Below are 24220 nucleotides of genomic sequence, written 5' to 3'. Positions count from 1 at the left end.
GTTTAGACGGTTTCTCCGTCTCCGAGCTCACGAAGCATATCTTCAAGCAGCTGGGCGGCCACGAACAGCCGGTAGTCTGCTGAGCCTTCAATATCGTGCAAAATCGGGCGCGGGAAGGCGTCAACCGCTGCTTGGATTCGTTCACCAACTGGGCGGTTCCGGTCGTTGAGGTGCGCCTCAACGTCAGCCGAGCGAAACGGAAACGGGCAGATGCCGCTTAGGGCAACGCGAACCGTCCCGTCTTTTTTCAGCGCTGCAATCGTCACAAGCGGGTAGCCGACTTCCCCTTGCTTGCGGCGCTTGCGGTGGAAATGGGGCAGGGTGGCGGTGGCACGGTCAACCTTGAACTGGACGACAAATTCACCGCGGCCAAGCTGCAGCTGTTGATGAAACAAGTCAAGGAAGCGGCATTGCCTGATGCCGTATGGTCCGGCGATGATGACATCCGCCTCGGCGACGAATAGCGGCAGTGCGGTCTCACGGTAAAAAATTTGTCCGCAGATGTTGCCGCCGAGCGTAATTTGGTTGCGCGCTGTCCGGTCGGCGACTTCTCGCGCCGCTTTTGTCAATAACGGGAACGGATTTGCTTCTTCGAGCTCGCCGAGGGAGAGCGCCGCTCCGAGCACGAGAGAACCATTGTCGACATCAAGCGACCGACATTCAGGGATCGATTTTATGTCAATGACGGCCGCGGTGCGGACAAGGTTCAACCGAGACAACGTGATGATTTCCGTGCCGCCGCCGTAGTAGAGCGGTCGTTTTCCATCCCGCTCGAGCGCCGCAAACAGCGCTGTCGCTTCGGCGATCGACTGCGGCCGGTAGTAGGCAAAGTCAAACGGAACCATAGGAGTCCCCTTTCTGTGTCCGCCAAATGAGTTCAGGCACAAGCGGCAGTTCATTGAGCGGCACGCCGGCAGCGAGAGACAAGGCGTTTGCCAAGGCGGCGGGCATGCCGATCAAGCCATGTTCGCCGATGCCGCGAGCGCCGTATGGGGCATCGATTTGCGGCGTTTCGACAAACTCAACGATGTACTCTGGATGTTCGCCGAAGCGAATCGGCCGGTATGTGCGCAACTGTGGGTTTAACACGCGCTGTTCGTTGTCAAAAAGAAACCCTTCGCGGCTGGCAAAGCTTAGCCCCATGCTCATCGCCCCCATCGCTTGGCCAAGCGCTGCCTTTGGGTTGAGCACTTTGCCGGCATCAATGACCGCATACGCTTTGACAATGCGATACGTGTAGTCGCGGCGGTTGAACTCAATTTCCACTCCCTCGGCGCATACGCCCCATTCCGGTCCCGGTTTGCCGGCGCCGGTCTCCGGGTCAAGCGGGGTCAAGTGGCGCAAAATGTAGTGGCCGCGCCCGATCACTTGCCCGCCGATGGCGTTGCCGTTCGGAAACTTGTAGCCATAGGCGATGTCTTTGATCGGAAGAAAGATGGCCGGGTCATCGCGCAAAAAGACGCGCCCGAATCCGACTTCCAAATCGTCCGGCGAGGCCCGCAAGACGCAGGCGGCGATGTCTTTTAACTGACGGATGGCGTCGTCGGCAGCGGCAAGCGCCGCACGTCCGGCCATAAACGTCCCGCGGCTGGCGACTGTTTTCCAATGTTCCGGCGTCGTTTGCGTATCAATATCCATTTTGACATGGACACAATCGACGTCCATCTTCAGCCGTTCAGCAACGATTTGCGCGAGCACCGTTTTCGTTCCGGTTCCGATTTCGACGACGCCGGAGATGACGTTGACGCTGCCGTCGGAGTTGAACGTTAAGATGACGCCCGAGCTAGCATCTGTGTCGATCGTCGATGTTTTCCAGCCGCTGCTGATTCCCTTTGCTCTTACCGTATAAGCGTCCACTTCGACGCGCTGCCACTCGTCCCAGCGCATCAGCTCGCGCAACCGGTCGAGGCAGGCTGATATGTTGCCGACGTTGCTTTTTGTGAGCCGCACTTGCGTCGGGGTCGTATGCCCCGGGCGGATGGCATTTTTGCGCCGCACGTCCCATGGGTCAAGTTGAAGCGTTCGTGCCAATTCATCGATGGCCCGCTCGACGGCAAATGCCTGTTCGCAATGGCCAAAACTGCGAAACGGCGTCGCGTACGGGCGATTCGTATAGACGCACAATGAATCACAAAAGACGTTTTCGACATGGTACGGGCCGGTGCAATCGACGGCTGCGGCGCGGCTGACATCGATCGCCTTGTCGGAATAAGCCCCGCCGTCAAATAGAAATAAGATTTCCATGGCCTTGAGCAAGCCCTCTTTTGTCGCGCCGATTTTGACGGTTGCCTCCAAACCGATATGGACGGGCGAAGTGACCATGTCATGCTCGCGGCTGTTCCAGACGCTCACTTTTCGGCCGCCGACCTCTTTGGAGGCAAGGTAGGCAAGCAACTCAAGCTGGACGGGCGCTTTTCCTCCGTAGGCGCCGCCGACAAGCGGCGTATGGACGATGACTTTGCCGGTTTCTTCGCCAAAATACGTATGAAGCAACTTCTTGATCATAAACGGTGACTGTGAGGAGGCGGAAATATGGATCGTGCCGTCCGGCCAAATTTCTGCCGTGGCGCAGCGTGTTTCCATCGCGATATGATCGGAAGGGGCGAACGATACGCTTGTTTCGACGATGACGTCGCTTTCAGCAAACCCTTGTTCAATGTTGCCTTTTCGGATTTTCGTCCGGTGGGCGACGTTTGTCCCTGGCTCAGGATGAGTCGTTTTGTTTTTTTCATAGCGGTCGAGATGTTCATGCAATAATGGAGCGCCTTCTTTCAACGCCTCGCGCGGCGAGCCGACGGCTGGAAGCGGTTCGTAAACGACGCGGACGAGGCGGGCCGCTTGTTCGGCTTGCGCGAGCGTATCGGCTACGACGACGGCGACGACTTCGCCATAGTAGCGCACTTTGTCGACGGCGATCGGCGGACGATCGCGCATGTCTTCACCGGTGAGCGGAAGCCCTTCGCCGGTCACAACAGCATGGACGCCGTGGACGGCGAGCGCGCGGCGTGCATCCAGCGAGAGGATGCGCGCATGGGCGTATGGGCTTGTTACTAGAGCGGCATGAAGCATCCCCTGTTCTTTGAAATCGTTCGTATATTTCGCCCGGCCGGTCACTTTATCCCACGCTTCTTTGCGGATGATGCTTTTACCGATGGCCACGGTGGCGTCCCTCCTTTTCTTCTCGATCCATGACGGCACGCTTATAATCGTCTATCGTGTCAATGTCGATGCCGATCGTCTCATCGCCTTCATACAAGAGACCGCGCCAACGCGGATGGTGAAACAGTGTGCGCCCCCCGGCATCGCCCCTTAGAGCAAGCAAGGCAGGGAACGTTTGTTTCCCAAAAATGACTGGGGGCATCGGCGTGCCGAAGCGGGTGAAGGCGACGTAATCAGGACGGTGGCGGTGGTAAAGGTCGGTAAGCGCATTGATTACGTCCGCAGTGACAAATGGTTGGTCCGCCAACAATACGACAGCGGCGTCCGCCCCGCTAGCGAGCGATTCCCGCAAGCCGCAGGCAAGCGAATGCGCCTGCCCACGGCAATGGTCAGCGCAACGGGTGAAGCGGCAGTTTTCATGATTCCGAAGCTCGTCTGGAAGCCACGCGAGCGCATCGTCCGGAGGAACGACGACGATGACGGGCGAAAGGCGGGAACGAAGCGCCGCTTTAAGGCTGGCGGCCCCCAGCGTGCTTTCTCCCCAAGGCAAAGCGCGTTTATCCGTTCCCATCCGCCGGCTTTCTCCAGCCGCCAAATAAATGACAGCGATGGTTGGGCCATTCATGATACTCTCTCCGTTGATCGCCCGCGAAGGACGCTGATCAATTCGGCGGTGATGCTAACGGCGATCTCATACGGACCGCGTGCGCCGATGGAAAGCCCTGCCGGCGAACGGACAAATGGAGGCGTCGAGCCGGAAGGAAAGAGGCGGTCCGTGCGCCGCCGCGGACCGAGCACGCCCAGATAAGCGAGCGGCATGTCGGCTAACAAGGAAACGAGTTCGCGGTCGCGTTCAAACTGATGGGTCGTGATGACGACAAAGTCGCGCTCGTTTAGGCGAAGCCGCGGAACAGTTTCATGCGGAAAGCCCATGACGAAGGCGTCGGCGTCCGGAACATGGGATGGGTGGCAAAACGCTGGGCGCCAATCACTCACGGTAACGGAAAATCCCGCCGCTTTGGCCGCCGCGACGAGCGGCGGGGCGTCCGGACCGGCGCCGAAAATGACGAGGCGCGGTTTCGGCCAAAAATGTTGGATGTAAAACGCGCCGTCATCTGTTTCCTGCACCCCGTTCCGGCCGCGGAAAAACGGGGTGCCATGCAGCGCGTTGAGCCATTCCGGCCTCGGCGGTGAAACATAGCCGCCGAAGCGTTCCCCTGTTTCGCTTTGGAAAAACGGCGGTTCCTTAGGATGAGCGATGCTTCGCGCCATCAGCACATGTTCGCCGCGGTCAAGGCGCTGTTTCAACGTAAGCCAATCCGGTTTCGTCTCGTTTGTGACCGGCTCAAGCCAAACATGGATGACGCCGTCGCATCCGCTTCCTTGCCCCCACCCTCCGTCATCTTCTGTGCGCAAGTCAAACGATAGGGCCGCCGCCTGCCGGCTTGACAGCACTTCGATCGCATGCGCAGCCACCGCTTCTTCGAGGCATCCGCCGCTTAATAAGCCGGTTGTCTTTCCGTCTGCTCCGATCCACATCCATGTTCCTTCCTTTTGGTAGGCCGAGCCTTCCACGTCAATCGTGATGGCGAATACACCATCGTTCGGCGCGGCGGCCATGGCATTGAGCGCGGCATAGTAGCTTTCCATGCTTATCCTCCTTCCGCATGGCGCCAAAGGCGGCTAAGCTGTTGAAAACGCGGCGTGACGATCAATAAACTTTCATAATGGCCGTAAGCGGCAGCCACCGTCGGCACGAGCCGCATCAGCGCGTACGTGAGCGCTTGAAGCGGCACGCTCGGGTGGAACCGACCGACCGCTTTGAGCATCTCGTTCGTTTCTGCCATGGCTTCGGCCGTGCGAAACAGCACGCTTAGATGATATTTTGCTTCGTTTCGTTCAAGCGGTCCGCTAAGAAGGGTGGAGACGTGTTCGCTGAGTTCTTCGGCCAATGCGGCGAGCCGTTGAAAAAGCGGATAGGTATACCGATGTTCTTGCACGTATGGGCGCAGCTGTTGCTGGATCGTTTCATTGGCCGCTTGAATGTCGCTGAGCAGACCGCTTATCTCTTTTCGATTGTCCCATTGTTCATTCATCGCGATCCTGTTCTCTCCCTAACCATTTTTCGACTTTGCAAACGCCGTTTTTAAAATGCGGCTGTTTTGACACTTGATCCCACGTATCGAGTGTCAGCTCGTTTGCCGCTTCCTGCTCAAGCAGTGATCCGTAGTGAAACGGAAGAAACACCATGCCCGGCAGCACGGAGTCGGTGAGGCGAGCGCGAACGATCACTTCACCGCGGCGGCTTGAGACGCGCACCCAGTCGCCCATTTGGATCTGCAAGCGGGCGGCGTCGTCCGGATGAATTTCCGCATACCCTTCCGGAGCCGACAGCTGCAAAAGCGGAGCCCGCCCGGTTTTCGTCCGCGTATGCCAATGGAAGACGTTGCGCCCGGTATTCAGCCAAAACGGGTATTCCCGATCCGGCCATTCGAGCGGCGGCGACCAGTCGATCCCGTACAAAATGGCGCGTCCGTTGGCGCCGATGGCGGCGAACTCTTCGCGCGTCCGCGCCCGTCCTGTCCGCATGTCGCGACCGTATGACTCAGCCTCATCGACAGCCGTCGGAAACACGTTGTCGGTGTACAGCCGTTTTTTTCCTTCGGGATATTGTTCGTTGCACGGCCACTGAATGCCCCCAAGCCGTTCGATTTTTTCATAGGTCATGCCCGACATGTCGCACGGACGACCTTTTGAGACGAGGCGCCATTCGTTAAATGCCTCCTCGGGTGTGCGGTAGGTGATGAGAGGACGCCCGCTTCGGTCGCGAAACCCCATGCGCCGGGAAAATTCGATCAGCAGCTCCAAGTCGGACGGCAAGCCGAACGGCGGGTCGACCGCCTTGCGAAGCACGTTGACGCGCCGCTCCAAATTCGTCATCGTGCCTTCCTTTTCTCCCCATAAAGCGACCGGGAGAACGAGGTCGGCGAACTCGGCTGTTTCGTTGAAAAACGGATCTTGGACAACAAGGAACACCTGTTTGAGCAGTTCGATCACCCGCTTGCGGTTCGGCAGCGAAACGGCCGGATTGGTGGCGATCACCCAAAACATGCGGATGTGCCCTTCCTCGATCAGCCGAAGCATCTCCATGACATGCGTTTGCGGGCCGACCGGCAGCGTCTCGACATCGACATTCCATAAATCAGCGATTTCTTGCAAATGTTTCGGGTTTTCATCGTTCCGGTATCCGGGGTAAAAGCCGGCGCCGCTGACTTCGCGGTTGGACATCGAGCTCGGCTGCCCGGCGTGCTGAAACGGCCCCGCCCCCGGCTTGCCGATTTTGCCCATGATTAAGTGCATCGAATTGACGAGCGAGGCGGCGGCCGTAGCGTCCATGCTTTGATAGACGCCTTGCAGCAGTACGGTGACGGTTGTTTTTGACGTGCCGATCCATTCGGCGCACGTTCGCAAATCGCGTTCTGGCACACCGGTAATTTGTTCCACCACTTCGGGCGTGTAGCGGGCGGCCGTTCGCTCGAGCTGCTCATACCCAACCGTATAGCGTTCGATGTAGCCGCGGTCGATCCAGCCGTTGGCGATGAGCAAATGAATCAGCCCGTTTAAGACGGCGACGTTCGTGCCGCTTTTCGGCCGGAGCGATAAGTCAGCCATTTTTTGGCTGATGTCAAGGCGCGGGTCGATTTCCACAATTTTGGTGCCGCGCTTCCGCCGGGCATCGAGTACCCGCTCCCAGAGGACGGTATTCGTCTCGTTTGAGTTCCGGCCGATAAATACGATGACTTCCGCAACATCCAAATCGTCAAGGCAGGCCGGAGGACCGTCGGCGCCGAAGCTTTGGATAAGCGACCATTCGGCTGTCGCCGTGCATAGCCTTGTATTGGCGTCAACGTGGTGGGTGCGCAAACCGGCGCGGGTGATTTTCGCGATCGTATAATATTCCTCTAAATACAGCTGCCCGCTATGGTAAACCGCGATGCTCTCCGGGCCATGAGCGGAAAGTAATTCTTTCGTTTTTTCCACCAGCAGCGAAAGGGCATCGTTCCAGCTTGCCGGTACGAGTGTTCCGCTCCGGTTGCGGATGAGCGGCCGGGTCAGCCGGTCAAGGCTGTTGTTCGCCCACCATTGGTTTTCTCCTTTCGGGCCGAGCCGACCGCGGTTGACTGGGTAGCGGACATTGCCTTTAATGCCGACGATGCGGTTGTCTTTGACCGCGATGTAGCAGCCGCAGCCGTTCGAGCAAATGCCGCAAGTGGAATACACCCACTTGTCAATTTCGCCTTGCGTATATACGCACATATCTTCGCGCGGCGTCTCCCAAGCCATAATGTCATCTCCTCACGAAGGATAAATGATCGGTGGTGATAATCGCTCGCAGCTGCTGGTACGATGGATACGAAGATGTGTAGCGGATGGAACGGTACGGCAAAAACGGGGGAGGTGCAGGCGTCGTTGCTGCGTAGATGGGAAGCTGTGACGACGGCACACCTGTTTCAGCGCGAAACGGCGGCGTGATGAGCTGCCAAAAGGCAAGCGGCGGCAGCGAATGCGGCATCGGTTCGCCCCCTTTCAAAAAAGGCTCTGCTATCATTATATTTCTGTAACAAATGCCCATGACTGAAAAACAAAGAAGCCAGCTGTTGACAGCTAGCTTCTTTTTTGATCCGTTTTTCCTTTCCTGAGCCGTCCGGCCCGCTTCGCTGCCTCCTTCAGCAAAAACTCGATCTGGGCGTTGACGCTGCGAAACTCGTCCTGCGCCCATTGTTCGAGCGCGGCATATAATTCATGGTCAATGCGCAGGGGAAATTGTTTTTTCTTTGCCATCGCACTCCACAACCGTTAATATAGACTGCCGGTATTGATCACCGGCTGGGTGGCGCGCTCGGAGACGATCGCGACCATTAAGTTGTTCACCATTGCGGCTTTTCGTTCATCATCTAACTCTAAAATGTTTTCTTTGTCAAGTTGTTCAATCGCCATTTGCGCCATCGAGACAGCGCCTTCGACGATTTTTTTCCGGGCGGCCAAAATGGCGGCTGCTTGTTGACGCTGCAACATGGCGCTCGCAATTTCCGGGGAGTACGCCAAGTGAGTGAGGCGCGCTTCCATCACCTCGACTCCGGCGACACGCAATCGCTCCTGCAGCTCAGCGGCGAGAACATCGGAAATAATATCGGCGTTGCCGCGCAACGTAATCTCGTTGTCGTCTTCAAACGTGTCGTACGGATATTTTGTCGCGACATGGCGAATGGCGGCTTCGCTTTGAATCTCGACGAATTGTTCGTAATCATCAACATCGAACACAGCCTTGGCTGAATCAATGACGCGGAAAACGACGACGGCGGCAATTTCAATCGGATTGCCTTGAACATCGTTCACTTTCAACTTGTTGCTCGTGAAGTTGCGCACGCGCAGCGATACTTTCTTTCGAACGGTGAGCGGCACGGTGAAAAACAGCCCGCTGTCGCGAATCGTGCCGAAATAGCGGCCGAAAAAGGTGAGTACTTTCGCTTGATTCGGCTGAACGATCGTGATGCCAGTCGCCAAGAGGGCGGCAAGGGTGAAGCAGAAAACGGCCAATAAGAGCTGCACTTGAATGAGGCTGACAAAACCAGCCATAACGAAAAGGGCGATGCATCCGATGCCGATAAATCCATCCATGCGCCATGCTTTTTGTTCTCTCATACCTATCCCCCTAATAGTGTCGATTTGATATTTATATGATATCATATAATCAAAAAAATGGAAACAGGGATTGATCATGTTAGGACGAGAAGAGGGATTCGCCCATAGCTCGCCACGAGGCAGATGTTTCTAACTATTTTCCATCCAGAAGCATAAAGGGCGATCGTTCAGCCTGTTAATGTTTTAATGTGCTAAAAAATGGAAATTCATAATTGACATCGCATTCATTGTCATCATACAATAGAAAAAAAGACCAATAGGTGTGTAGAAGCAATGGAAACACGACAAGCGCGCATCGGCCGGCTGGCATTGTTGCTGGCGATGCTTGACGAGGGAGAGGAAGAAGCGGCCCTCGGCCAGCTCGAGGCGCTCGCTTGGCGCTATTGTCAAGGGCGGGTCGGGGCGATGGAGCCGCAAAAAATCGTCGCGGCAATTGAGACGGCGGCGAAACGGCATGGAGTGGTTGACGGTGGCTTGTACCGTGAGATGCACGCCTTATACCATGCGATTTTAGAGGCAGTGCATGGCGTGACGAGAGGGCAGGTAGAGTTAGGAGATTTGTTGAGAACCGCTGGCCTTCGTTTCGCCGTGGTGCGCGGTATGCCATATGAACAGCCGAACGAAGGGGAATGGATCGCCGTTGCGTTGTACGGGACGATCGGCGCTCCGGTGCGCGGGCTCGAGCACGAGGCGGCCGGGCTCGGAATCAATCATATATAAGACGGTCAGTGCCTAGAGCAATAAGTCATGAGGAGGCGAACGCTGCCATATGGCAGGGCGCCTCCTTTTTTGTTTGCCCAGGCGTTCGATTGAGAAACCAAACGAAGGGAGATGGAATGATGATCGTATTGACCGGGCATACATTGACGATCGATGAGGTAAGACGTGTTGTCTATGAACGGGAGCGGGTGGCGGCCGATGAGGAAAGCATGAGGGCTGTCGAGAAAAGCCGCGCGGCAGTGGAACAAGCGATCTCCAATGGACGGACGATCTATGGCGTGAATACGGGTTTTGGCAAACTCGCCGATGTGCGCATTGAAGGAAGCGACCTTGAACAGCTGCAAATCAATCTTCTTCGCTCGCACGCTTGTGCCGTCGGCGAGCCATTTGCCGAAGATGTCGTGAGGGCGATGCTTCTTTTGCGGGCGAATGCGTTGTTGAAAGGGTATTCCGGCGTGCGTCCGGCGGTCATTGAGCAGTTGCTCGCATTTTTGAACACCGGCATCCATCCGATCGTGCCGCAGCAAGGTTCCCTCGGCGCCAGCGGCGATTTAGCGCCGCTCGCCCATTTGGCGCTGGCGTTTGCCGGCGAGGGAGAGGCGATGTACCAAGGGCGGCGGATGCCTGCCGCCCAAGCGCTTTCACAAGCGGGGATTTCACCGCTTTCCCTTCAGGAAAAAGAAGGGCTGGCGCTTATTAACGGCACGCAGGTGATGACGGCCGTCGGAGCCCTTGCTTACTTAGAGGCGGAACAACTGGCGTATGACAGTGAATGGATCGCGGCGCTGACGATTGAGGCGCTTTATGGCATTGTGGACGCGTTTGACGCCCGCATCCACGCAGCCCGCGGGTTTCAGGAGCAGGTGGAGGTGGCGGAACGGCTGCGCCGCTATTTAGCTGGCAGCCAACTCACAACAAGGCAAGGGGAGCGGCGCGTGCAAGATGCGTACTCCATCCGCTGCCTCCCGCAAGTGCACGGAGCGTCGCTTAGGGCGCTTCGTTATGTGAAGGAAACGCTTGAAATCGAAATGAACGCTGCTACGGACAATCCGCTTATTTTTGCGGACGGGACGGCGCTCTCTGGCGGCAACTTTCATGGCCAACCCGTTGCGATCGCCATGGATTTGTTGAAAATCGCGGTGGCGGAGCTGGCCAACATCAGCGAACGCCGCATCGAACGGCTTGTCAATCCGCAGCTTAGCGAAGGCTTGCCGCCGTTTTTAAGCCCACAGCCCGGCTTGCAGTCGGGAGCGATGATTATGCAATATGTCGCCGCTTCGCTCGTGTCGGAAAACAAGACGCTCGCCCATCCGGCCAGCGTCGATTCGATTCCGTCATCGGCCAACCAGGAAGACCATGTCAGCATGGGAACGACGGCCGCCCGCCATGCGTACATGATCGTGCAAAACGCAAGAAAGGTGCTGGCGATTGAGCTCATTTGCGCGTTGCAGGCTGTTGAAGCGCGCGGCATCGAGCGAATGGCCCCGTCAACGAGGCAGTTTTACCATAAGGCGCGCCGCATTGTTTCCTCCATTACAGCTGACCGCGTCTTTTCTGATGACATTGAAGCGGTGGCGGCGTGGTTGAGCGAAAGGGCAAACCATCACTTTCTCCGCGATGAAGCGAAAGCTTAGAAGTCTAGTGAGAAAGAGCCAGGAAGTTGTGGGGTTGCAAGGTTTTTCAACTTGAGAAATACTGTTGGAGGACAGCATTTCCCCTTGAATCACCAGCTTTTTCAAGAAGGGCAAAGCATAGTGGGCGTAGAGGCGTGAGAGCGTTCAAGGATAGGTGTTTGAAAAAATGGTAGTTATATAGACCTTTTCCGCTAGAGATAGGGAAGCAGTCATCAGTGAAGATGGTTTGCTTCCCTAACTTTTTCTACGGAGTTCGGACGATGCAGTGAGCCTTCCCCATAATTGGTTAGGACGAGAGCATTGACAGTCTATTCCATTGTTGTCCCCCAGTCGAATTTGCAGTATGATGAAGAAGAGAGACAAAGGGGAAAGGGTGGGTATATCATTGACAATTTCTGCCGCGGCGCTGTTGGCGTTATGGAAGATTATTGCGATTGATATCATTTTGTCTGGGGATAATGCGGTCGTCATTGCGATGGCGACGCGGCGGCTGCCGAAAGACCAGCGAAACAAAGCGATTTTTTGGGGAACAGCGGGGGCGGTGTTGCTGCGCATCTTGTTTGCAGCCATCATTGTCTTTTTACTGAACATCCCGTTCGTTCACTTCGTTGGCGGATTGCTGCTTGTATGGATCGCCTATAAAGTGCTTGTCGAACGGGAAGAGGAGGCCAAAGTGCAAGCGGCAGACCGGTTGTTGAAGGCGATTGCGACGATTATCATTGCCGATGCAGTGATGAGCCTTGATAACGTTGTTGCTGTGGCCGGGGCGGCCGAAGGGCATCTTGGCATGCTGGCGCTTGGGGTCGCCATCAGCATCCCGATTATGATTTTCGGCTCCAAAGCGATCGTCCGGGTGATGGAACAACATCGATGGATCGCGTACGTTGGCTCCGGCATTTTGGCGTGGACGGCCGGAAAGATGATGGCGGGGGATGAAGGGGTGCTGCATTGGTTTCACCTTTCTTATGGCCCGTTCGTCTACGCGGTTGCCGCCGGCGTGACGATTTTGGTCGTGTCAGCTGGCTATATCACGAATAAAAAGGCCGAGCGTGAAGAAGGGACGTTGATTTGAGCGGTTGGGGGTGGTGTGATGCCATGAACATCCAACGCATTCTCGTGACGGGAAGGCTTTATGCCGAGCTTGCCGCCCTTCTCCCGGACAAGCGGCCGGATAAAGAGTTTCGCTTTGTGGCGGAAGAAGAATTGACGGCCAATGATTTCGCCTGGGCGGATGCGTACGTCGGCTTTCGTCCGGCCGGGCCGTTTTCGCTCGCCAATTTGCGCTGGGTGCATTCGCTCGGCGCGGGCGTTGACGCGTTTTTGTGGAAGCGGGAATGGAAGAAGAACGTGTTGCTGACGCGGACGATCGGGTCATTTGGCGAGCAGATCGCCGAATATTGCCTCAGCTACTTATTGCGCGACGCCCAATGTCATGACGTGTATGCATGGTATCAAGAACAGCGGCAGTGGAAGCCGCTCGCTCCGAAACGGCTTGGTGAACAGCGGATTGTCATTTATGGGACGGGTGAGATCGGCCGGCGCATCGCGGAAACGCTTCGTCTGTTCGGCGTTTCGCCGATCGGCGTATCGCGAAGCGGCCGAGACACGCCGCCGTTTTCGGCTGTTTGCCGCCATGAAGAGGCGGGGGAAGCGCTTGCTTGCGCTGATTGGGTGATCGCTGCGCTTCCGCTGACAGAGGAAACGCATCATCTCTTTGACGAGACGTTTTTTGCCTGTTTGCACAACGCGGGCTTTATCAATGTTGGGCGTGGGGCGACGGTTGATGAGACGGCGCTTGTCGGCGCCTTGGAAAACCGAAATGTCCGCCTGGCGGTGCTCGATGTGTTCGAAGAAGAGCCGCTGCCGCCGCACTCGCCGCTTTGGGTTCATCCGAATGTCATCATCACCCCGCATATCGCGGCGCTGACATCAGTTGACGCCGCCGCCCATAGCGTTTTAGACACGCTCCGTTGCATCGAAACCGGCGAACCGCTTGCCAATGCGGTCGATGTGAGCCGGCAATATTGAAGGAAAAAGATGTCTCCAAAACACAATGGGACGCCTCTTTTCTATGGCATCATTGTGAAAGGAAGAAGGAATGTTAGAAATCCTGTTGAAATTTACAGAAAAAGCCGTCTGAAAGCCCACGGTTTCAATCGTGGGATGAAAGACGGCATTGCTCGGCAATCCCTTAAGAGGATGGCTTCGAGCCACCATTTTTCTCTTTAGGTGTGGAATCTTAAAAGAAAAGGGGGCGAAGCCATGCCCACGATCACACTCAGGCTGGGGAGGCACAACCCAGCGAAGAGTGTCGTCTGGTTCGATAGAGCGGGCCAACTGCTTCGCTTGGACGGCGATGTCGTTCGGATAGAGAATGCGGTTCGTTTTGAGCATGGCGATGACGTGAAATCCTTTTTTATATAGATGCAACGAAAGCGTTTAACATATCCTTAACGGAAAAGCGGCTTGTCTATTTTTGACTGTCGAAGGCAAGCCTGTAGCTTGCCTTCGTCACGCCTTAGCGTGACGGAAGACCGAACAACGACCCGCTTCACAGACCCATACATGGGTCTGGAAGCGGCGTTGTTCGGTCACCCGACAGTCGATCCAATGACCGGTAAAAGCTATAAATGTTAAAGCTTTAAATTGCATCTATATAGACAAGCTTTCACGAGCGCCTGCGATGGATACTACGAGTCCATCAGCACATAAACGGGACGGCGTACATCCCATTTTGTTTCGATGTCAATTTATGTTGGCGAATTTGCTCATCTACAGTTAATTAGTGAGAAAAAGACAGTAATCACGAACATGGATCGGTTAATGGTTTTTTGAAACAGCACTTGGGTTGCGGCGATTATACGGGGTGTGCAACAACATTTGTTTAATCGCTTGATCAGGTTCGATTTCTTTGAATCATTTCGAAAAAAGAAATGTATAAGATTATGATGATGTTTTATGAAAAAAGGGGTGTTGCAACAGCAACAAGAAAAAGGCATGACTAATCCAAATCATTATAAGGTAGGTGGCATTTTACTTTTATGAAACTTAGATTTTCTGAAAAAAGTGGAATATTCATGAAGGTTCTCTTGTTAGTTATTTCATGGTTTATTATTTTGGTTCATCACCAAATTTTGTGATTTAGTGACAAAAAAGAGAAAGCACTGACGAGATCCTGGCAATAATGTTAGCGGTGAAATCAACATTAAGGAGGTCTCGTAAGTGCTTTCGATACCACTAGGATTGCCAGAATTTAAAGTGATTAAACAAGAACTTCTTTCCTATGGTTATGCGATTCATGTAGAGAAAACAGAGACACAGGAACGCTGCCCTCATTGTGGGTTTGCCACTTCCTCTGTCCACGACAGACGGACAAGAAAAGTACGGGATTTGGCGATTTTCCATCAACCGGTGTACTTGTTCGTAAAGGTAAAGCGCTATCGGTGCTGGAATTGTTCCCAAGTGTTTTCCGCCTCTTTGGAATCGATTCAACCCAATCAACACTACACCAATCGATTTTGTGAGTACTTGTATGAACTTTGTGAAGGCTCCACCATTCAAGAGGTTAGCCGAAAGCACCGCATCCCATATACGACATTGGAGCGCATCTATTACTTCATTGCATCGAAAAAAGCAAAAGAGCGTCAAACAGCGATAGAAGCATCTTCTCAAGAAGAGATGGTGCTTAGCTTAGATGAAATCGCGGTAAAAAAGGGACATCAGTATGAAACCGTATTGATGGATGCCAAAGCCGGATCGGTCATGGGAATGCATGCCGATCGCCAATGTGACTCCGCCCTCCACTTGTTGAGCCAAAATGTCCTGTCGAAAGAAAGGGTCCAAACGGTGATTCTTGACATGTGGGAACCTTATCATAAGGCGGTTCGCGCCCTGTTTCCATCTGCTTCGATTGTCATCGATAAGTACCATGTGATTCAAAAAGTGACACAAGCCTTGGATCAAGCAAGAAAGGAATTTCCTCCATTGAAAAAGGCTCGATATCTTCTCTTAAAAGGCTGTGAAAAGCTTCGTAAGGACCAACGGCTTCGATTGGACGATATCTTGGAGGAGTATCCGGTACTTTCCATTGCTTATTATCTGAAAGAGTTGTTTCGGGATTTTTACCGAACCGATGGATATAACGAAGCAAAGGAACGCTTGGAAGAATGGATTCAGTTAGCCAAACAGAGCCCTTTTGCTTCTTTTCAGGAAGCAGCCAACACGCTTGAAAGGTGGAAGGAGCCGATTCTTTCCTACTTTTTGTGCCCATATACCAATGCCCGAATCGAGGGGACGAATCACAAGATCAAAAACATCAAACGCCGGGCATATGGCTATCGAAATCGAGAACGGTTTCGTTTGCGTGTATTTCTGGAGTGTACAGGGAACACTACAGGTAGTCAGGCTGCTTAAGCGCTCTCTTCTTCCGCTATCGGTATGATAGTTGGTAGAATGGAACCCGTCAAGGAAAGCACTTGACTGTTTCCATTCTACCAACTTCGTGGTCTGTATGCGGAAGAAGGATCCTGACTGATGAACCGATTTCATCCAGCTAACATATTTCTGGGGTTGAGTGGAAATCACAGAAAATGGTGAAGACCCATTATTTTATTCAGCTTGATGATTCAAAATTCTGATGCGTTCATTTATTGGTTTAATCCAAGCGTAGTATCAATTAATGATGAAAGGTATTTTTATACTTTAGTTCCTACCTTTCTCAATATCCTACTTTTATTTTTCCAAATTAAGTTTTTGGGGGTTAGAGAGAGAAAAACAACTATCCACAAAATCTTGTTTGTTACGCTTATCATTAATAGTATATTGTTTTTATATTATGTTATTTACCAATTTTTCTGGTAAATCGAAAATTATTGGCGCGTTAACACAACATGTACATGGTAAGCGAGGTGTTTTCTTAATCCGTCAATCATGTATGATTTGCTGATTTTTTTCTATGGGTGCAAGTAAGACATGATCTGAGATAGTCAAGTACAACTTTTGGTGAATAGCCCAATTAAATTATAATTACCAATATATTGAAAGAATCATAAAAGATTATATGGATCGACAATATTCTTCGCTACAAGATTCTAAAGTGAGTAATTTTGATGATATAGTAGCTGATAAATATTTATTAGACATTTTAAAGGAAACAATTCAATACAAAATCGATTTTTATAGTGAAATCAACAAAAAAGTACTAGGCTATAAATTAAGCATATCAAATATTGAGACTAAACTTGAGAATGGGAGAATTGTGGCGCATATCTTATCAAATACAGAGCTTACTTTTCAAAAAGATGAATTTGAACCATATACTTATCTTGAAGAAATAGAACATATCATAGTCATAGAAAATATCAAAGATGCTTGGAAAATCACTAAGGATATCTATGATGAACTTGGCGCTCCCAACGAGTCTGCCATTAATGACCTAAACTATAATAAGAATTTTTATGATATGTTCAAGAAGAACAAAATTCCTGTAAAAGAAAAAGCTAAACTCTCAAAAAAGCTACAAGACTCAATATCTCAATATTCTGTAGATGAAACGCAAAATAGAACAAGTTTAGCGTCGACTCAAATGTTTTATTCGACAGCTATCGAATCGACATCTCTCGACAAAGCTGTTGAGTATGCTAGAAAATGGGCCTTATCCTACAATCCGGAATATAAAAAGTATGATAATGATTGTACAAATTTTGTTTCACAGATCTTATACGCTGCTGGATTCAAAACAGATTCTACATAGAAACCTTATACGAACGCTTGGATACAAGTAGAGGCATTTCATGATTATCTTGTTGACAAAAAAGGTTTCAACAGTTATGAGTATAGTTCAGGAGATGAGGCTGGCAATGCGGCTAATAATGCAACAGTTGGTGATGTAATACAGTTCTATAATATCACAAAACTTCGATATTCTCACACCGTATATGCAACTAAGAGGGTATGGAGATCAGAGCGAGGAACTTATGACATTCTTTATTGTGGACATTCAAGTGCAAGACTTGATTATAGTTTAATTGATGCATTTGAGTCAAGCAGTTATTATACAAGATTAAGAGTGATTAAGATTTATTATGGACCACTTATTGCATAAGACAGGGTAGCGTCAAAAGTTTGATGAAAACTCCACACATGCCATCCCATGGAGCATCGTGAGGCATCCTGGGAGCCGGATTCGCCCTTGACCAACACCCGCCAAAGGTGAGAAAGCGTCGTCAAGGGCGGCGGGGACAAAAAAGAGGGCATAGGAAAGCCGCCCTTGCCCTTGCCGCATTTTCCCCTTGGCGGTGTTCGGTTGGTCAAGGGTTCGCTTCGCCGAATCCGGCAGGAGTTCTGTTCAACGGGCTCCAGCGAACAAAAAAGTCAGGGCGCCTCTTGTTGGAGAAATGCTTGTGCCATGGCGATCCGTTTCGTCCACCGGGTTGGCACAGGCGGAAGATCCGCCAGTTCCGGGATGACGACCGGCACCCGGCCTTCGAGCGCGCTGTGTGGGCGCAGGAAGTTGAAATACGCCACAAACAGTGTGACAAAAAAGGACACCGAGCCTTCTTCCGCCCCAAATCCGTGAGTCGATCAGCAGCTGCCTTGAAACGTCCGATTGAATCGCTCAATGTGGTTTTGAGTGGACGGAACTCCTCGGACACCGGATCCTCGTTGGTCAGCCGATCACTTGGCGGACATCGAACAGGATCCCGTGCTGGGCAAAGAAGTGCTGCACCAGCAGGTAAAGGGGATTGTCGTCGACGACAAACGACAAGTCGTCTAGGATGGCCGGCAGCTATTGGACCGCGTTTGCCTCATTAAAAGCCGGCGAACCGCTTGACAATGCGGTCGATGTGAGCCGGCAATATTGACGAAAAACGGTGCCCTATGATCGAGAATGGGCACCGTTTCGTTTTGGTCAACGGTCGGTGACGACGATATACGCCGCTTTCATCGGCCCGTGGACGCCGACGACCAAGTTCATTTCAATGTCGGCCGAGTTGCTCGGGCCGGTGATGAAGTTGATGCATGACGGAATGAGGACGCCTTTTTCAATTTGCTCGTGAATGACCGCCGCCGCTTGCGTCATGCGCGGCACGACCGTGCTTTTCGGGACGATGGCGATATATGTTTTCGGCAAAAAGTGAATGGCCCGCCCTTGTTCATTGCGCGAAAACAACACGACTGTCCCTGATTCCGCGAGCGTGATGTCGCTGAAGGCGATGCCGACGTTCGCCTGCTCGGCGGCGTCAATGTTTTGGCGTCCAAGCGCCGGATTCCAAATATGGACGGTCGTTTGTTCCGCGGGCCATTCGTCGCGAAGCAAGGCGGACAGCCCGTACTCGGCAAAGCGCGGGTCATCCGGCACGATGACCGGACCGCCGCCATAGGCGGCCACTTGCCGCCTCAGCGCGCCGGCCAGTTCGGCGCTTGTCGTCTCGATGTAATCGGTATGGATCAATCCGCATTGTTTTTGCAGCACGTTCAGCAAGTCGTCTTGGCTATAGCCAGCCAAGACTTTCCATTGCGGCTGATTGCTCCATTGCGGCCGGGAGACGCCGGACAGGCGGGGAGCTCTCCCGAGGCGATGGGCGATGTGTTCTAAAAACGCGTCACGGTTGTGAATAGCACCACGCGTCATGACGGATTCCCTCCTTTTTGGCGTGTTTGGAACCAGTCACGGAACCGTTCTTTGCTCGGCGCCGGAAATTCGCGGCTTTCCGTCCATGCTTTCAGCGGGCCGGGGCCTTTTGTGATGCGCCCGTCTTCGGCAAACGGGGCGAAGGCGCTTGGTGCCAACTTCGTGCCGAACCGGTACAATGACGGTGAGGCGGTCCCGAGGCGGAACGCTTTCATCGCCAGTTTTTCTGCGACCGGCGCTTTTCCTTCCCGCTCGACGATGATTTGGCGATGCTTGATGAGCAGCTCGTGAAGCGGGATTTTCACCGGGCACGCCTCGGTACAGGCGGCGCACAGCGAGGAGGCGTACGGAAGCTCCTTGTAGTCGTCGTAGCCGCCCAACAGCGGCGACAAGACCGCGCCGATCGGGCCGGAGTAAATGGAACCGTACGAATGGCCGCCGATATGGCGGTAGACCGGGCAGACGTTGACGCAAGCCGCGCAGCGGATGCACTGCAGCACCGGTTGAAACTCCGTGCCTAAAATTGATGAACGCCCGTTGTCGACGATGACGAGATGGAATTCTTCCGGACCGTCGACGTCGCCTTCATCGCGCGGACCGGTGAGAACGGTGATGTAGCTCGTCAATTTTTGTCCGACGGCGCTGCGTGTCAACATGCTGACGAGAACTTCCATCTCCTCAAACGTCGGCACGATCCGCTCCATCCCCATGACGGTAATTTGCGTTTTCGGCAATGCGGTCACCAAATCGGCGTTGCCTTCGTTCGTCACAAGCGTGATCGATCCCGATTCAGCGATGGCGAAATTGCAGCCGGTGATGCCGATGTCAGCCGTCAAATAGTCGCGCCGCAGCATTTCACGGGCGTGGCGCGCAAGCTCAACGGGGTCGGACGATTTCGTATAGCCCAGCTTCCGTTGAAAGACATCGCGGATTTGCTCTTTGTTTTTATGGAGCGCCGGACCGACGATATGCGACGGCGGGTCATGGTCGTCAATCTGCAAAATGTACTCACCGAGGTCGGTTTCGACCACTTGACAGCCGATGGCCTCAAGCACCGGATTTAAGTTGATTTCTTCTGTCACCATTGATTTCGATTTGACGATTTTTTTCGCTTGCTTTTCCAAAGCGACGCGGCGGATGTATTCGTTCGCCTCTTCGGCTGTTTGGGCGAAAAAGACGTGGCCGCCCCGTTTGGCAACGTTTTCACTGAGCTGCATTAAATAAAAGTCCAAGTTTTCGAGCGTATGCTTGCGGATTTGTTCAGCAAGCGACCGCCACTCTTCCCAATGGCCGAGCTCTTCGATGACGCCAAGCCGCCGCACATAGCCGCGGTCTTGCATGCCAGCGACCGCCCCGCGCATAAAGTCGTTGTCCAAGTTCTCTCGGACCCGTTTCCAAAACGGCCCGTTTTCGATTTTCATCGGCATGTTCGCTTCCCTCCTTTAGTTGCGCGCATTCAACACTTCGGCAATATGCATGACGCGGATCGGCTTGCCGAGCCGCGCGATGCGTCCACCGATGTTTAGTAAACAGCCGCAGTCAGCGCCGATTAAATAGTCTGCTTCCACTTCTTCGATATGCCCGATCTTTTCATCGACCATTTGTTCGGAAATCGGCCCCATTTTGACAGAAAATGTGCCGCCAAATCCGCAGCACTGGTGGGCGTTCGGCAGCGGAACAAGCTCGAGTCCCTTGACATGTTCTAATAGGCGGAGCGGTGCGTCTTTCACGCCAAGGAGCCTTGTCATATGGCAAGACGTATGGTACGTCGCCCGCCCGTGAAGCGAGGCGCCGACATCTTCGACTTTCAGGACGTCAACGAGAAATTGGGTCAGCTCGTACGTTTTCGCTGCGAGCCGTTTCGCCTCCGCTTCCCATTCCGGGTCGCCGTGGAAAATGTGCGGATATTCCTTTAACATCGCCGCGCATGAGCCGGATGGGGTGACGACATAGTCGGCATCGGCGAACGCGCGCATCATCTGTTTCATTGCCTCTTTCGCCTCTTTGACATAACCGCTGTTATACGCCGGCTGTCCGCAGCACGTTTGCGCCTCTGGAAAATCAACCTTGCAACCGAGCCGTTCGAGCAGTTCGACGGTCGCTTTGCCGACCTCCGTATAAAAGAGATCGATGAGGCAGGTGACGAATAACGAGACTTTCATCGGTTCTCCCTCCCGTGTACCGAGCTTAATGAACGGGTCATCTGATGACTATATGTCTATTATAAAATGTTTTTTTCAGATTCGTAGCCCTTTTTTGAAAAAAAGAAAAAACGCACTCAGTCGGGTTGTTGAGTGCGAATGTAGCGGCGCAGCACGTTTTCGACATTGGTCAAATGCTCCAGCATGCGCGTCCGGGCGGCGTCCGGATTTTGGTCGCGAATGGCTTCAAAAATAGCTTGGTGTTCGGCAAGCAGCTTTTCGGTTGTCGTTTGTTTCGAAAACAGCCATATGCGGCGCGTCTCCCGCATCGTTTCGACGATCATGCCGGAAACGCTGTTCATAATGCTTACAAGCATCGGATTTTGCGACGCCGCCGCAATCGCCATATGGAAGGCCAAATCCGCTTTTTCGCCAAGCTCATCGCTGCCGATCCCTTCTTTCATTTGGCGAAGCGCTTCTGTCATCGCATCGAGGTCTCGGTCTGTCCGCTTGGCGGCAGCGAGCGAGGCCGCTCCTGCCTCAAGCAGCTTGCGCACTTCAAGCAAATGCCAAATATCTTCCTTGTTCATCAAGACAGCAATGGATAGCGGAAACGTCATCACTGTCGGGTCAAACTCGCGCACATACGTTCCTTCTCCTTGTTTGAGCTCGATCAGCCCCATCGCTTTCAACGCAGTGAGCGCTTCGCGAATGGCGGCCCGTCCGACTTGAAACTGTTCGGCCAGCTGCTGAACGGAATCGAGTTTATCACCAGGTTTTAGCTCTCCGTTTTTAATCATATCAAAAATGGCTTCGGCCACTTCTTCGTAAATTTTTTTTGTTTTAATCCGTTTAAACGCCAATGGATCCACCTCAAATACGATTAAAGTAGCTTTCCGGTTGTGAAGAAGGAAATCTCCTGCACTGTCTATTATGATACAGCATCATGGATCGAGACAAGCGCTTTTTGTTGCTTGCGGCCGAGGGCGTCAGCGGTTTGGGGAAGCCAACGTGATTCCATCGCGCATGGCGAAGTGTGAAAGGGACGGGATGGGTCGTAGTCAACATCGTCAAGAAACTTCGACCGTACCGACAAGCAGGATGGTCATCCCGTTCTCTGTCAACATCGGCGTGGGGAAACACAATGGATGGAAAGTTCAAAAAAATACAAAAACAACTATTGTCTTTTGCTGAAAACGCTTTTATAATTTGAGACAGACGGCGTTCTTATCCGGTCATCTGATGACTGGAGGAGACGATCAAGGGGACGGATGACCGTTCGTGAACGCCGCCAAGTCGGGCACAAAGGGGAGGAGAAAACCGCATGTGGAAGCAAGATTTTACACCAATCGCCGACCAGCTTTGGTTATCGGCGATTGTCGCACTCATTCCGATTTTATATTTCTTTTGGGCGTTGGCCGTCAAGCGGATGAAAGGGCATGTTGCGGGGCTGACGACGTTGCTGCTTGCTGTTGTGTTGGCTGTAATCGCTTACAGAATGCCGGCTGGAAAAGCGGTTATGTCAGTGACGCAAGGCGCGGTGTACGGATTGTTGCCGATCGGCTGGATCATCATCACCTCTGTCTTTTTATACAAGCTGACGGTGAAAACAGGCCACTTTGACATTATCCGCAATTCGGTTGTCTCGCTCACCGAAGACCGCCGGCTGCAAGCGTTGCTGATTGCCTTTTCGTTTGGCGCCTTTTTGGAAGGGGCAGCTGGGTTTGGCGCGCCAGTGGCGATTTCAGCGGCGCTTCTTGCGGGGTTGGGGTTCAACCCGCTGTATGCCGCGGGCATTTGCTTGATCGCCAACACAGCGCCAGTGGCATTCGGGGCGGTCGGGATTCCAATCATTTCGATGGAAGGACCGACTGGCGTGCCGGCGATGGAAATCTCAAAAATGGTTGGGCGGCAGTTGCCGTTTTTATCAGTGTTCATCCCGTTCTATCTCGTGCTCATTATGGCCGGGTGGAAAAAGACGATGGAAGTGTTGCCGGCCATTATCGTTTCCGGTGTTTCGTTTGCGCTGACGCAATATTTCACCTCGAACTTTTTAGGACCGGAGCTGCCGGACATTTTGTCCTCGCTCGTTTCGATCGTCGCGTTGGCTGTCTTTTTGAAATATTGGAAGCCGAAAAGCACATTCCGCTTTGCAACGGAGTCGGAAGTGGCGGCCGCTGGGCAAGTTGCTCGCGCGACGCAACGCGGCGGGGAAGTATTCCGCGCTTGGTCGCCGTTTCTTGTGCTGACGGCTTTGATCTCGCTGTGGGGCATCCCGCAAGTGAAGGCGGCGCTCACCGGCCATTATGAAGGGACAAACGGCTTGTTGAAGTTGGTCAACGCTATCGGCGTCCACTTGACGTTTATGCCGCCTGTGCCGGGGCTCAACAACCAAATTTTGAACCCAAGTGGCCAGCCGATCGCTGCGGTGTATAAGCTTGAGCTGCTCGGCGCGGCTGGGACGGCGATTTTGCTGGCGGCGGTCGTCACAAAGTTCATCATCGGCATCTCGTGGAAAGAGTGGGCGCGTACGTTTGTGGAAACGCTTAACGAATTGAAATTCCCGATCATCACGATCGCTTCGGTTGTCGGCTTTGCCTATATCGCCAACTCGTCAGGCATGAGCACGACGCTTGGAATGGCGTTGGCCAAAACAGGCCCGTTGTTCCCGTTCTTCTCGCCGATTTTAGGATGGCTCGGCGTGTTTATCACCGGTTCCGACACGTCGTCGAACTTGTTGTTCGGCAACCTGCAAAAAGTGACGGCGACATCGATTGGCATGGATCCGGTGCTGGCGTTGGCGGCCAACTCATCAGGCGGCGTCGTCGGGAAAATGATTTCGCCGCAATCGATCGCTGTCGCCTGTGCGGCCGTCGGTTTGACCGGCAAAGAATCCGACTTGTTCCGCTTCACGATCAAACATAGCGTGTTCTTAATCATCTTGATTGGCGTTCTCGTTTACTTGCAATCGACGGTATTGTCGTGGATGATTCCATAACGGCCACAAAGGGGGACGAGTATTGTCGATTTGTTGATCGAAGCGGTCGAAGGAGCACAGGCGGCAAAGGAGGAAGAGCGAATTCGGAAAACGTCATAACGCGGCAGTCTGGCGTTTTTGCCGAATGTCGGTTGTTTGAAGCAAAAAAGAAGGTGTCCCGAAAGCAGCGGGACACCTTTTCCATTATGACTTGTTTGGGGAAAACGACTGTTTGGATGTTGCATTAGTCTTT

General features: G+C 53.2%; 19 protein-coding genes and 2 pseudogenes. 7 read left to right on the top strand and 14 right to left on the bottom strand.

Translation table 11 applies throughout. The features are described from left to right. Positions 1-2: 2 nt before the first annotated feature. The 9 genes from ACVX3G_RS00515 to ACVX3G_RS00475 form a co-directional block, all read right to left on the bottom strand. Entirely contained in the window at positions 3-845 is an 843-nt protein-coding gene (locus ACVX3G_RS00515) for an FAD binding domain-containing protein (RefSeq protein WP_011229882.1), read from the bottom strand. Continuing rightward, complete coding sequence (locus tag ACVX3G_RS00510) at positions 832-3159, bottom strand: xanthine dehydrogenase family protein molybdopterin-binding subunit (RefSeq protein WP_014194858.1); 2328 nt, start codon at positions 3157-3159, stop codon at positions 832-834. The genes ACVX3G_RS00515 and ACVX3G_RS00510 overlap by 14 nt, the downstream gene beginning before the upstream one ends. Next, positions 3146-3784, bottom strand: coding sequence for a xanthine dehydrogenase accessory protein PucB (pucB, locus tag ACVX3G_RS00505; protein ID WP_014194859.1), 639 nt, complete (start codon positions 3782-3784; stop codon positions 3146-3148). Before pucB ends, ACVX3G_RS00510 begins: the two co-directional genes overlap by 14 nt. After that, the gene (locus ACVX3G_RS00500; RefSeq protein WP_014194860.1) at positions 3781-4809 is read right to left on the bottom strand and encodes an XdhC family protein; all 1029 of its coding nucleotides are present in this window, start codon (positions 4807-4809) and stop codon (positions 3781-3783) included. Before ACVX3G_RS00500 ends, pucB begins: the two co-directional genes overlap by 4 nt. Positions 4810-4811: 2 nt before the next feature. After that, positions 4812-5255 carry a hypothetical protein gene (locus ACVX3G_RS00495; RefSeq protein WP_014194861.1) on the bottom strand — a complete coding sequence of 148 codons (444 nt, stop codon included), beginning with the start codon at positions 5253-5255 and terminating at the stop codon, positions 4812-4814. Further along, a complete protein-coding gene (locus ACVX3G_RS00490) occupies positions 5248-7503 on the bottom strand; it encodes a molybdopterin oxidoreductase family protein (protein WP_014194862.1) in 2256 nt (751 codons plus the stop codon). Before ACVX3G_RS00490 ends, ACVX3G_RS00495 begins: the two co-directional genes overlap by 8 nt. A gap of 4 nt (positions 7504-7507) precedes the next feature. Continuing rightward, positions 7508-7732: a hypothetical protein gene (locus ACVX3G_RS00485; RefSeq protein WP_014194863.1), complete on the bottom strand. Its 225-nt coding sequence runs from the start codon at positions 7730-7732 to the stop codon at positions 7508-7510. Between the two features lie 92 nt (positions 7733-7824). Continuing rightward, positions 7825-8001, bottom strand: a complete 177-nt coding sequence (locus tag ACVX3G_RS00480) for a type II toxin-antitoxin system antitoxin (RefSeq protein WP_014194864.1) — start codon at positions 7999-8001, stop codon at positions 7825-7827. A 15-nt stretch (positions 8002-8016) separates the two neighbouring features. Then, positions 8017-8862 (bottom strand): SPFH domain-containing protein, encoded by an 846-nt coding sequence (locus ACVX3G_RS00475; RefSeq protein WP_014194865.1) that lies wholly within the window; start codon positions 8860-8862, stop codon positions 8017-8019. A 273-nt stretch (positions 8863-9135) separates the two neighbouring features. Between ACVX3G_RS00475 and hutP the strand changes: the two genes are divergently transcribed. The 6 genes and pseudogenes from hutP (at position 9136) to ACVX3G_RS00445 (ending at position 17319) form a co-directional block, all read left to right on the top strand. Further along, positions 9136-9582 (top strand): hut operon transcriptional regulator HutP, encoded by a 447-nt coding sequence (gene hutP / locus ACVX3G_RS00470; RefSeq protein WP_014194867.1) that lies wholly within the window; start codon positions 9136-9138, stop codon positions 9580-9582. 119 nt (positions 9583-9701) lie between these two features. Further along, positions 9702-11216, top strand: a complete 1515-nt coding sequence (gene hutH / locus ACVX3G_RS00465; RefSeq protein ID WP_011229889.1) for a histidine ammonia-lyase — start codon at positions 9702-9704, stop codon at positions 11214-11216. 343 nt (positions 11217-11559) lie between these two features. After that, positions 11560-12288 carry a TerC family protein gene (locus tag ACVX3G_RS00460; RefSeq protein ID WP_020279704.1) on the top strand — a complete coding sequence of 243 codons (729 nt, stop codon included), beginning with the start codon at positions 11560-11562 and terminating at the stop codon, positions 12286-12288. A gap of 23 nt (positions 12289-12311) precedes the next feature. Continuing rightward, entirely contained in the window at positions 12312-13244 is a 933-nt protein-coding gene (locus tag ACVX3G_RS00455) for a D-2-hydroxyacid dehydrogenase (protein ID WP_014194870.1), read from the top strand. 1194 nt (positions 13245-14438) lie between these two features. Then, on the top strand, positions 14439-15629 hold the full coding sequence (locus ACVX3G_RS00450) for an ISL3 family transposase (RefSeq protein WP_011229816.1): 1191 nt from the start codon (positions 14439-14441) through the stop codon (positions 15627-15629). 646 nt (positions 15630-16275) lie between these two features. Continuing rightward, positions 16276-17319 (top strand): annotated as a pseudogene (locus ACVX3G_RS00445) (amidase domain-containing protein). 269 nt (positions 17320-17588) lie between these two features. On the opposite strand, the pseudogene ACVX3G_RS00440 reads toward ACVX3G_RS00445, so the two are convergent. The 5 genes and pseudogenes from ACVX3G_RS00440 to ACVX3G_RS00420 form a co-directional block, all read right to left on the bottom strand. Further along, positions 17589-17994: pseudogene (locus ACVX3G_RS00440) on the bottom strand (DDE-type integrase/transposase/recombinase); the annotation flags it as partial. Positions 17995-18126: 132 nt separating this feature from the next. Then, on the bottom strand, positions 18127-18849 hold the full coding sequence (locus tag ACVX3G_RS00435) for a LutC/YkgG family protein (RefSeq protein WP_014194874.1): 723 nt from the start codon (positions 18847-18849) through the stop codon (positions 18127-18129). Further along, entirely contained in the window at positions 18846-20276 is a 1431-nt protein-coding gene (locus tag ACVX3G_RS00430; RefSeq protein WP_011229898.1) for a LutB/LldF family L-lactate oxidation iron-sulfur protein, read from the bottom strand. Before ACVX3G_RS00430 ends, ACVX3G_RS00435 begins: the two co-directional genes overlap by 4 nt. A 15-nt stretch (positions 20277-20291) precedes the next feature. Continuing rightward, positions 20292-21011: a (Fe-S)-binding protein gene (locus tag ACVX3G_RS00425; protein WP_014194875.1), complete on the bottom strand. Its 720-nt coding sequence runs from the start codon at positions 21009-21011 to the stop codon at positions 20292-20294. Positions 21012-21127: 116 nt separating this feature from the next. Further along, positions 21128-21853, bottom strand: a complete 726-nt coding sequence (locus tag ACVX3G_RS00420; RefSeq protein WP_025039158.1) for a FadR/GntR family transcriptional regulator — start codon at positions 21851-21853, stop codon at positions 21128-21130. Between the two features lie 461 nt (positions 21854-22314). Here ACVX3G_RS00420 and ACVX3G_RS00415 point away from each other — a divergent pair, with 461 nt between their 5' ends. Then, positions 22315-23988 carry an L-lactate permease gene (locus ACVX3G_RS00415; protein ID WP_011229902.1) on the top strand — a complete coding sequence of 558 codons (1674 nt, stop codon included), beginning with the start codon at positions 22315-22317 and terminating at the stop codon, positions 23986-23988. Positions 23989-24220 lie beyond the last annotated feature (232 nt).

Source organism: Geobacillus sp. PLS 41 (assembly GCF_056494105.1).
Note: the sequence above shows the minus strand (reverse complement) of the source record. Positions and strands in the feature narration are given on the sequence as shown.

Coding starts and splice junctions, on each gene's coding strand:
- ACVX3G_RS00515 (WP_011229882.1), bottom strand. CDS start 845: ATGGTTCCGTTTGACTTTGCCTACTACCGGCCGCAGTCGATCGCCGAA.
- pucB (WP_014194859.1), bottom strand. CDS start 3,784: ATGAATGGCCCAACCATCGCTGTCATTTATTTGGCGGCTGGAGAAAGC.
- ACVX3G_RS00500 (WP_014194860.1), bottom strand. CDS start 4,809: ATGGAAAGCTACTATGCCGCGCTCAATGCCATGGCCGCCGCGCCGAAC.
- ACVX3G_RS00495 (WP_014194861.1), bottom strand. CDS start 5,255: ATGAATGAACAATGGGACAATCGAAAAGAGATAAGCGGTCTGCTCAGC.
- ACVX3G_RS00490 (WP_014194862.1), bottom strand. CDS start 7,503: ATGGCTTGGGAGACGCCGCGCGAAGATATGTGCGTATATACGCAAGGC.
- ACVX3G_RS00485 (WP_014194863.1), bottom strand. CDS start 7,732: ATGCCGCATTCGCTGCCGCCGCTTGCCTTTTGGCAGCTCATCACGCCG.
- ACVX3G_RS00480 (WP_014194864.1), bottom strand. CDS start 8,001: ATGGCAAAGAAAAAACAATTTCCCCTGCGCATTGACCATGAATTATAT.
- ACVX3G_RS00475 (WP_014194865.1), bottom strand. CDS start 8,862: ATGAGAGAACAAAAAGCATGGCGCATGGATGGATTTATCGGCATCGGA.
- hutP (WP_014194867.1), top strand. CDS start 9,136: ATGGAAACACGACAAGCGCGCATCGGCCGGCTGGCATTGTTGCTGGCG.
- hutH (WP_011229889.1), top strand. CDS start 9,702: ATGATCGTATTGACCGGGCATACATTGACGATCGATGAGGTAAGACGT.
- ACVX3G_RS00460 (WP_020279704.1), top strand. CDS start 11,560: ATGATGAAGAAGAGAGACAAAGGGGAAAGGGTGGGTATATCATTGACA.
- ACVX3G_RS00455 (WP_014194870.1), top strand. CDS start 12,312: ATGAACATCCAACGCATTCTCGTGACGGGAAGGCTTTATGCCGAGCTT.
- ACVX3G_RS00435 (WP_014194874.1), bottom strand. CDS start 18,849: ATGACGCGTGGTGCTATTCACAACCGTGACGCGTTTTTAGAACACATC.
- ACVX3G_RS00430 (WP_011229898.1), bottom strand. CDS start 20,276: ATGCCGATGAAAATCGAAAACGGGCCGTTTTGGAAACGGGTCCGAGAG.
- ACVX3G_RS00425 (WP_014194875.1), bottom strand. CDS start 21,011: ATGAAAGTCTCGTTATTCGTCACCTGCCTCATCGATCTCTTTTATACG.
- ACVX3G_RS00415 (WP_011229902.1), top strand. CDS start 22,315: ATGTGGAAGCAAGATTTTACACCAATCGCCGACCAGCTTTGGTTATCG.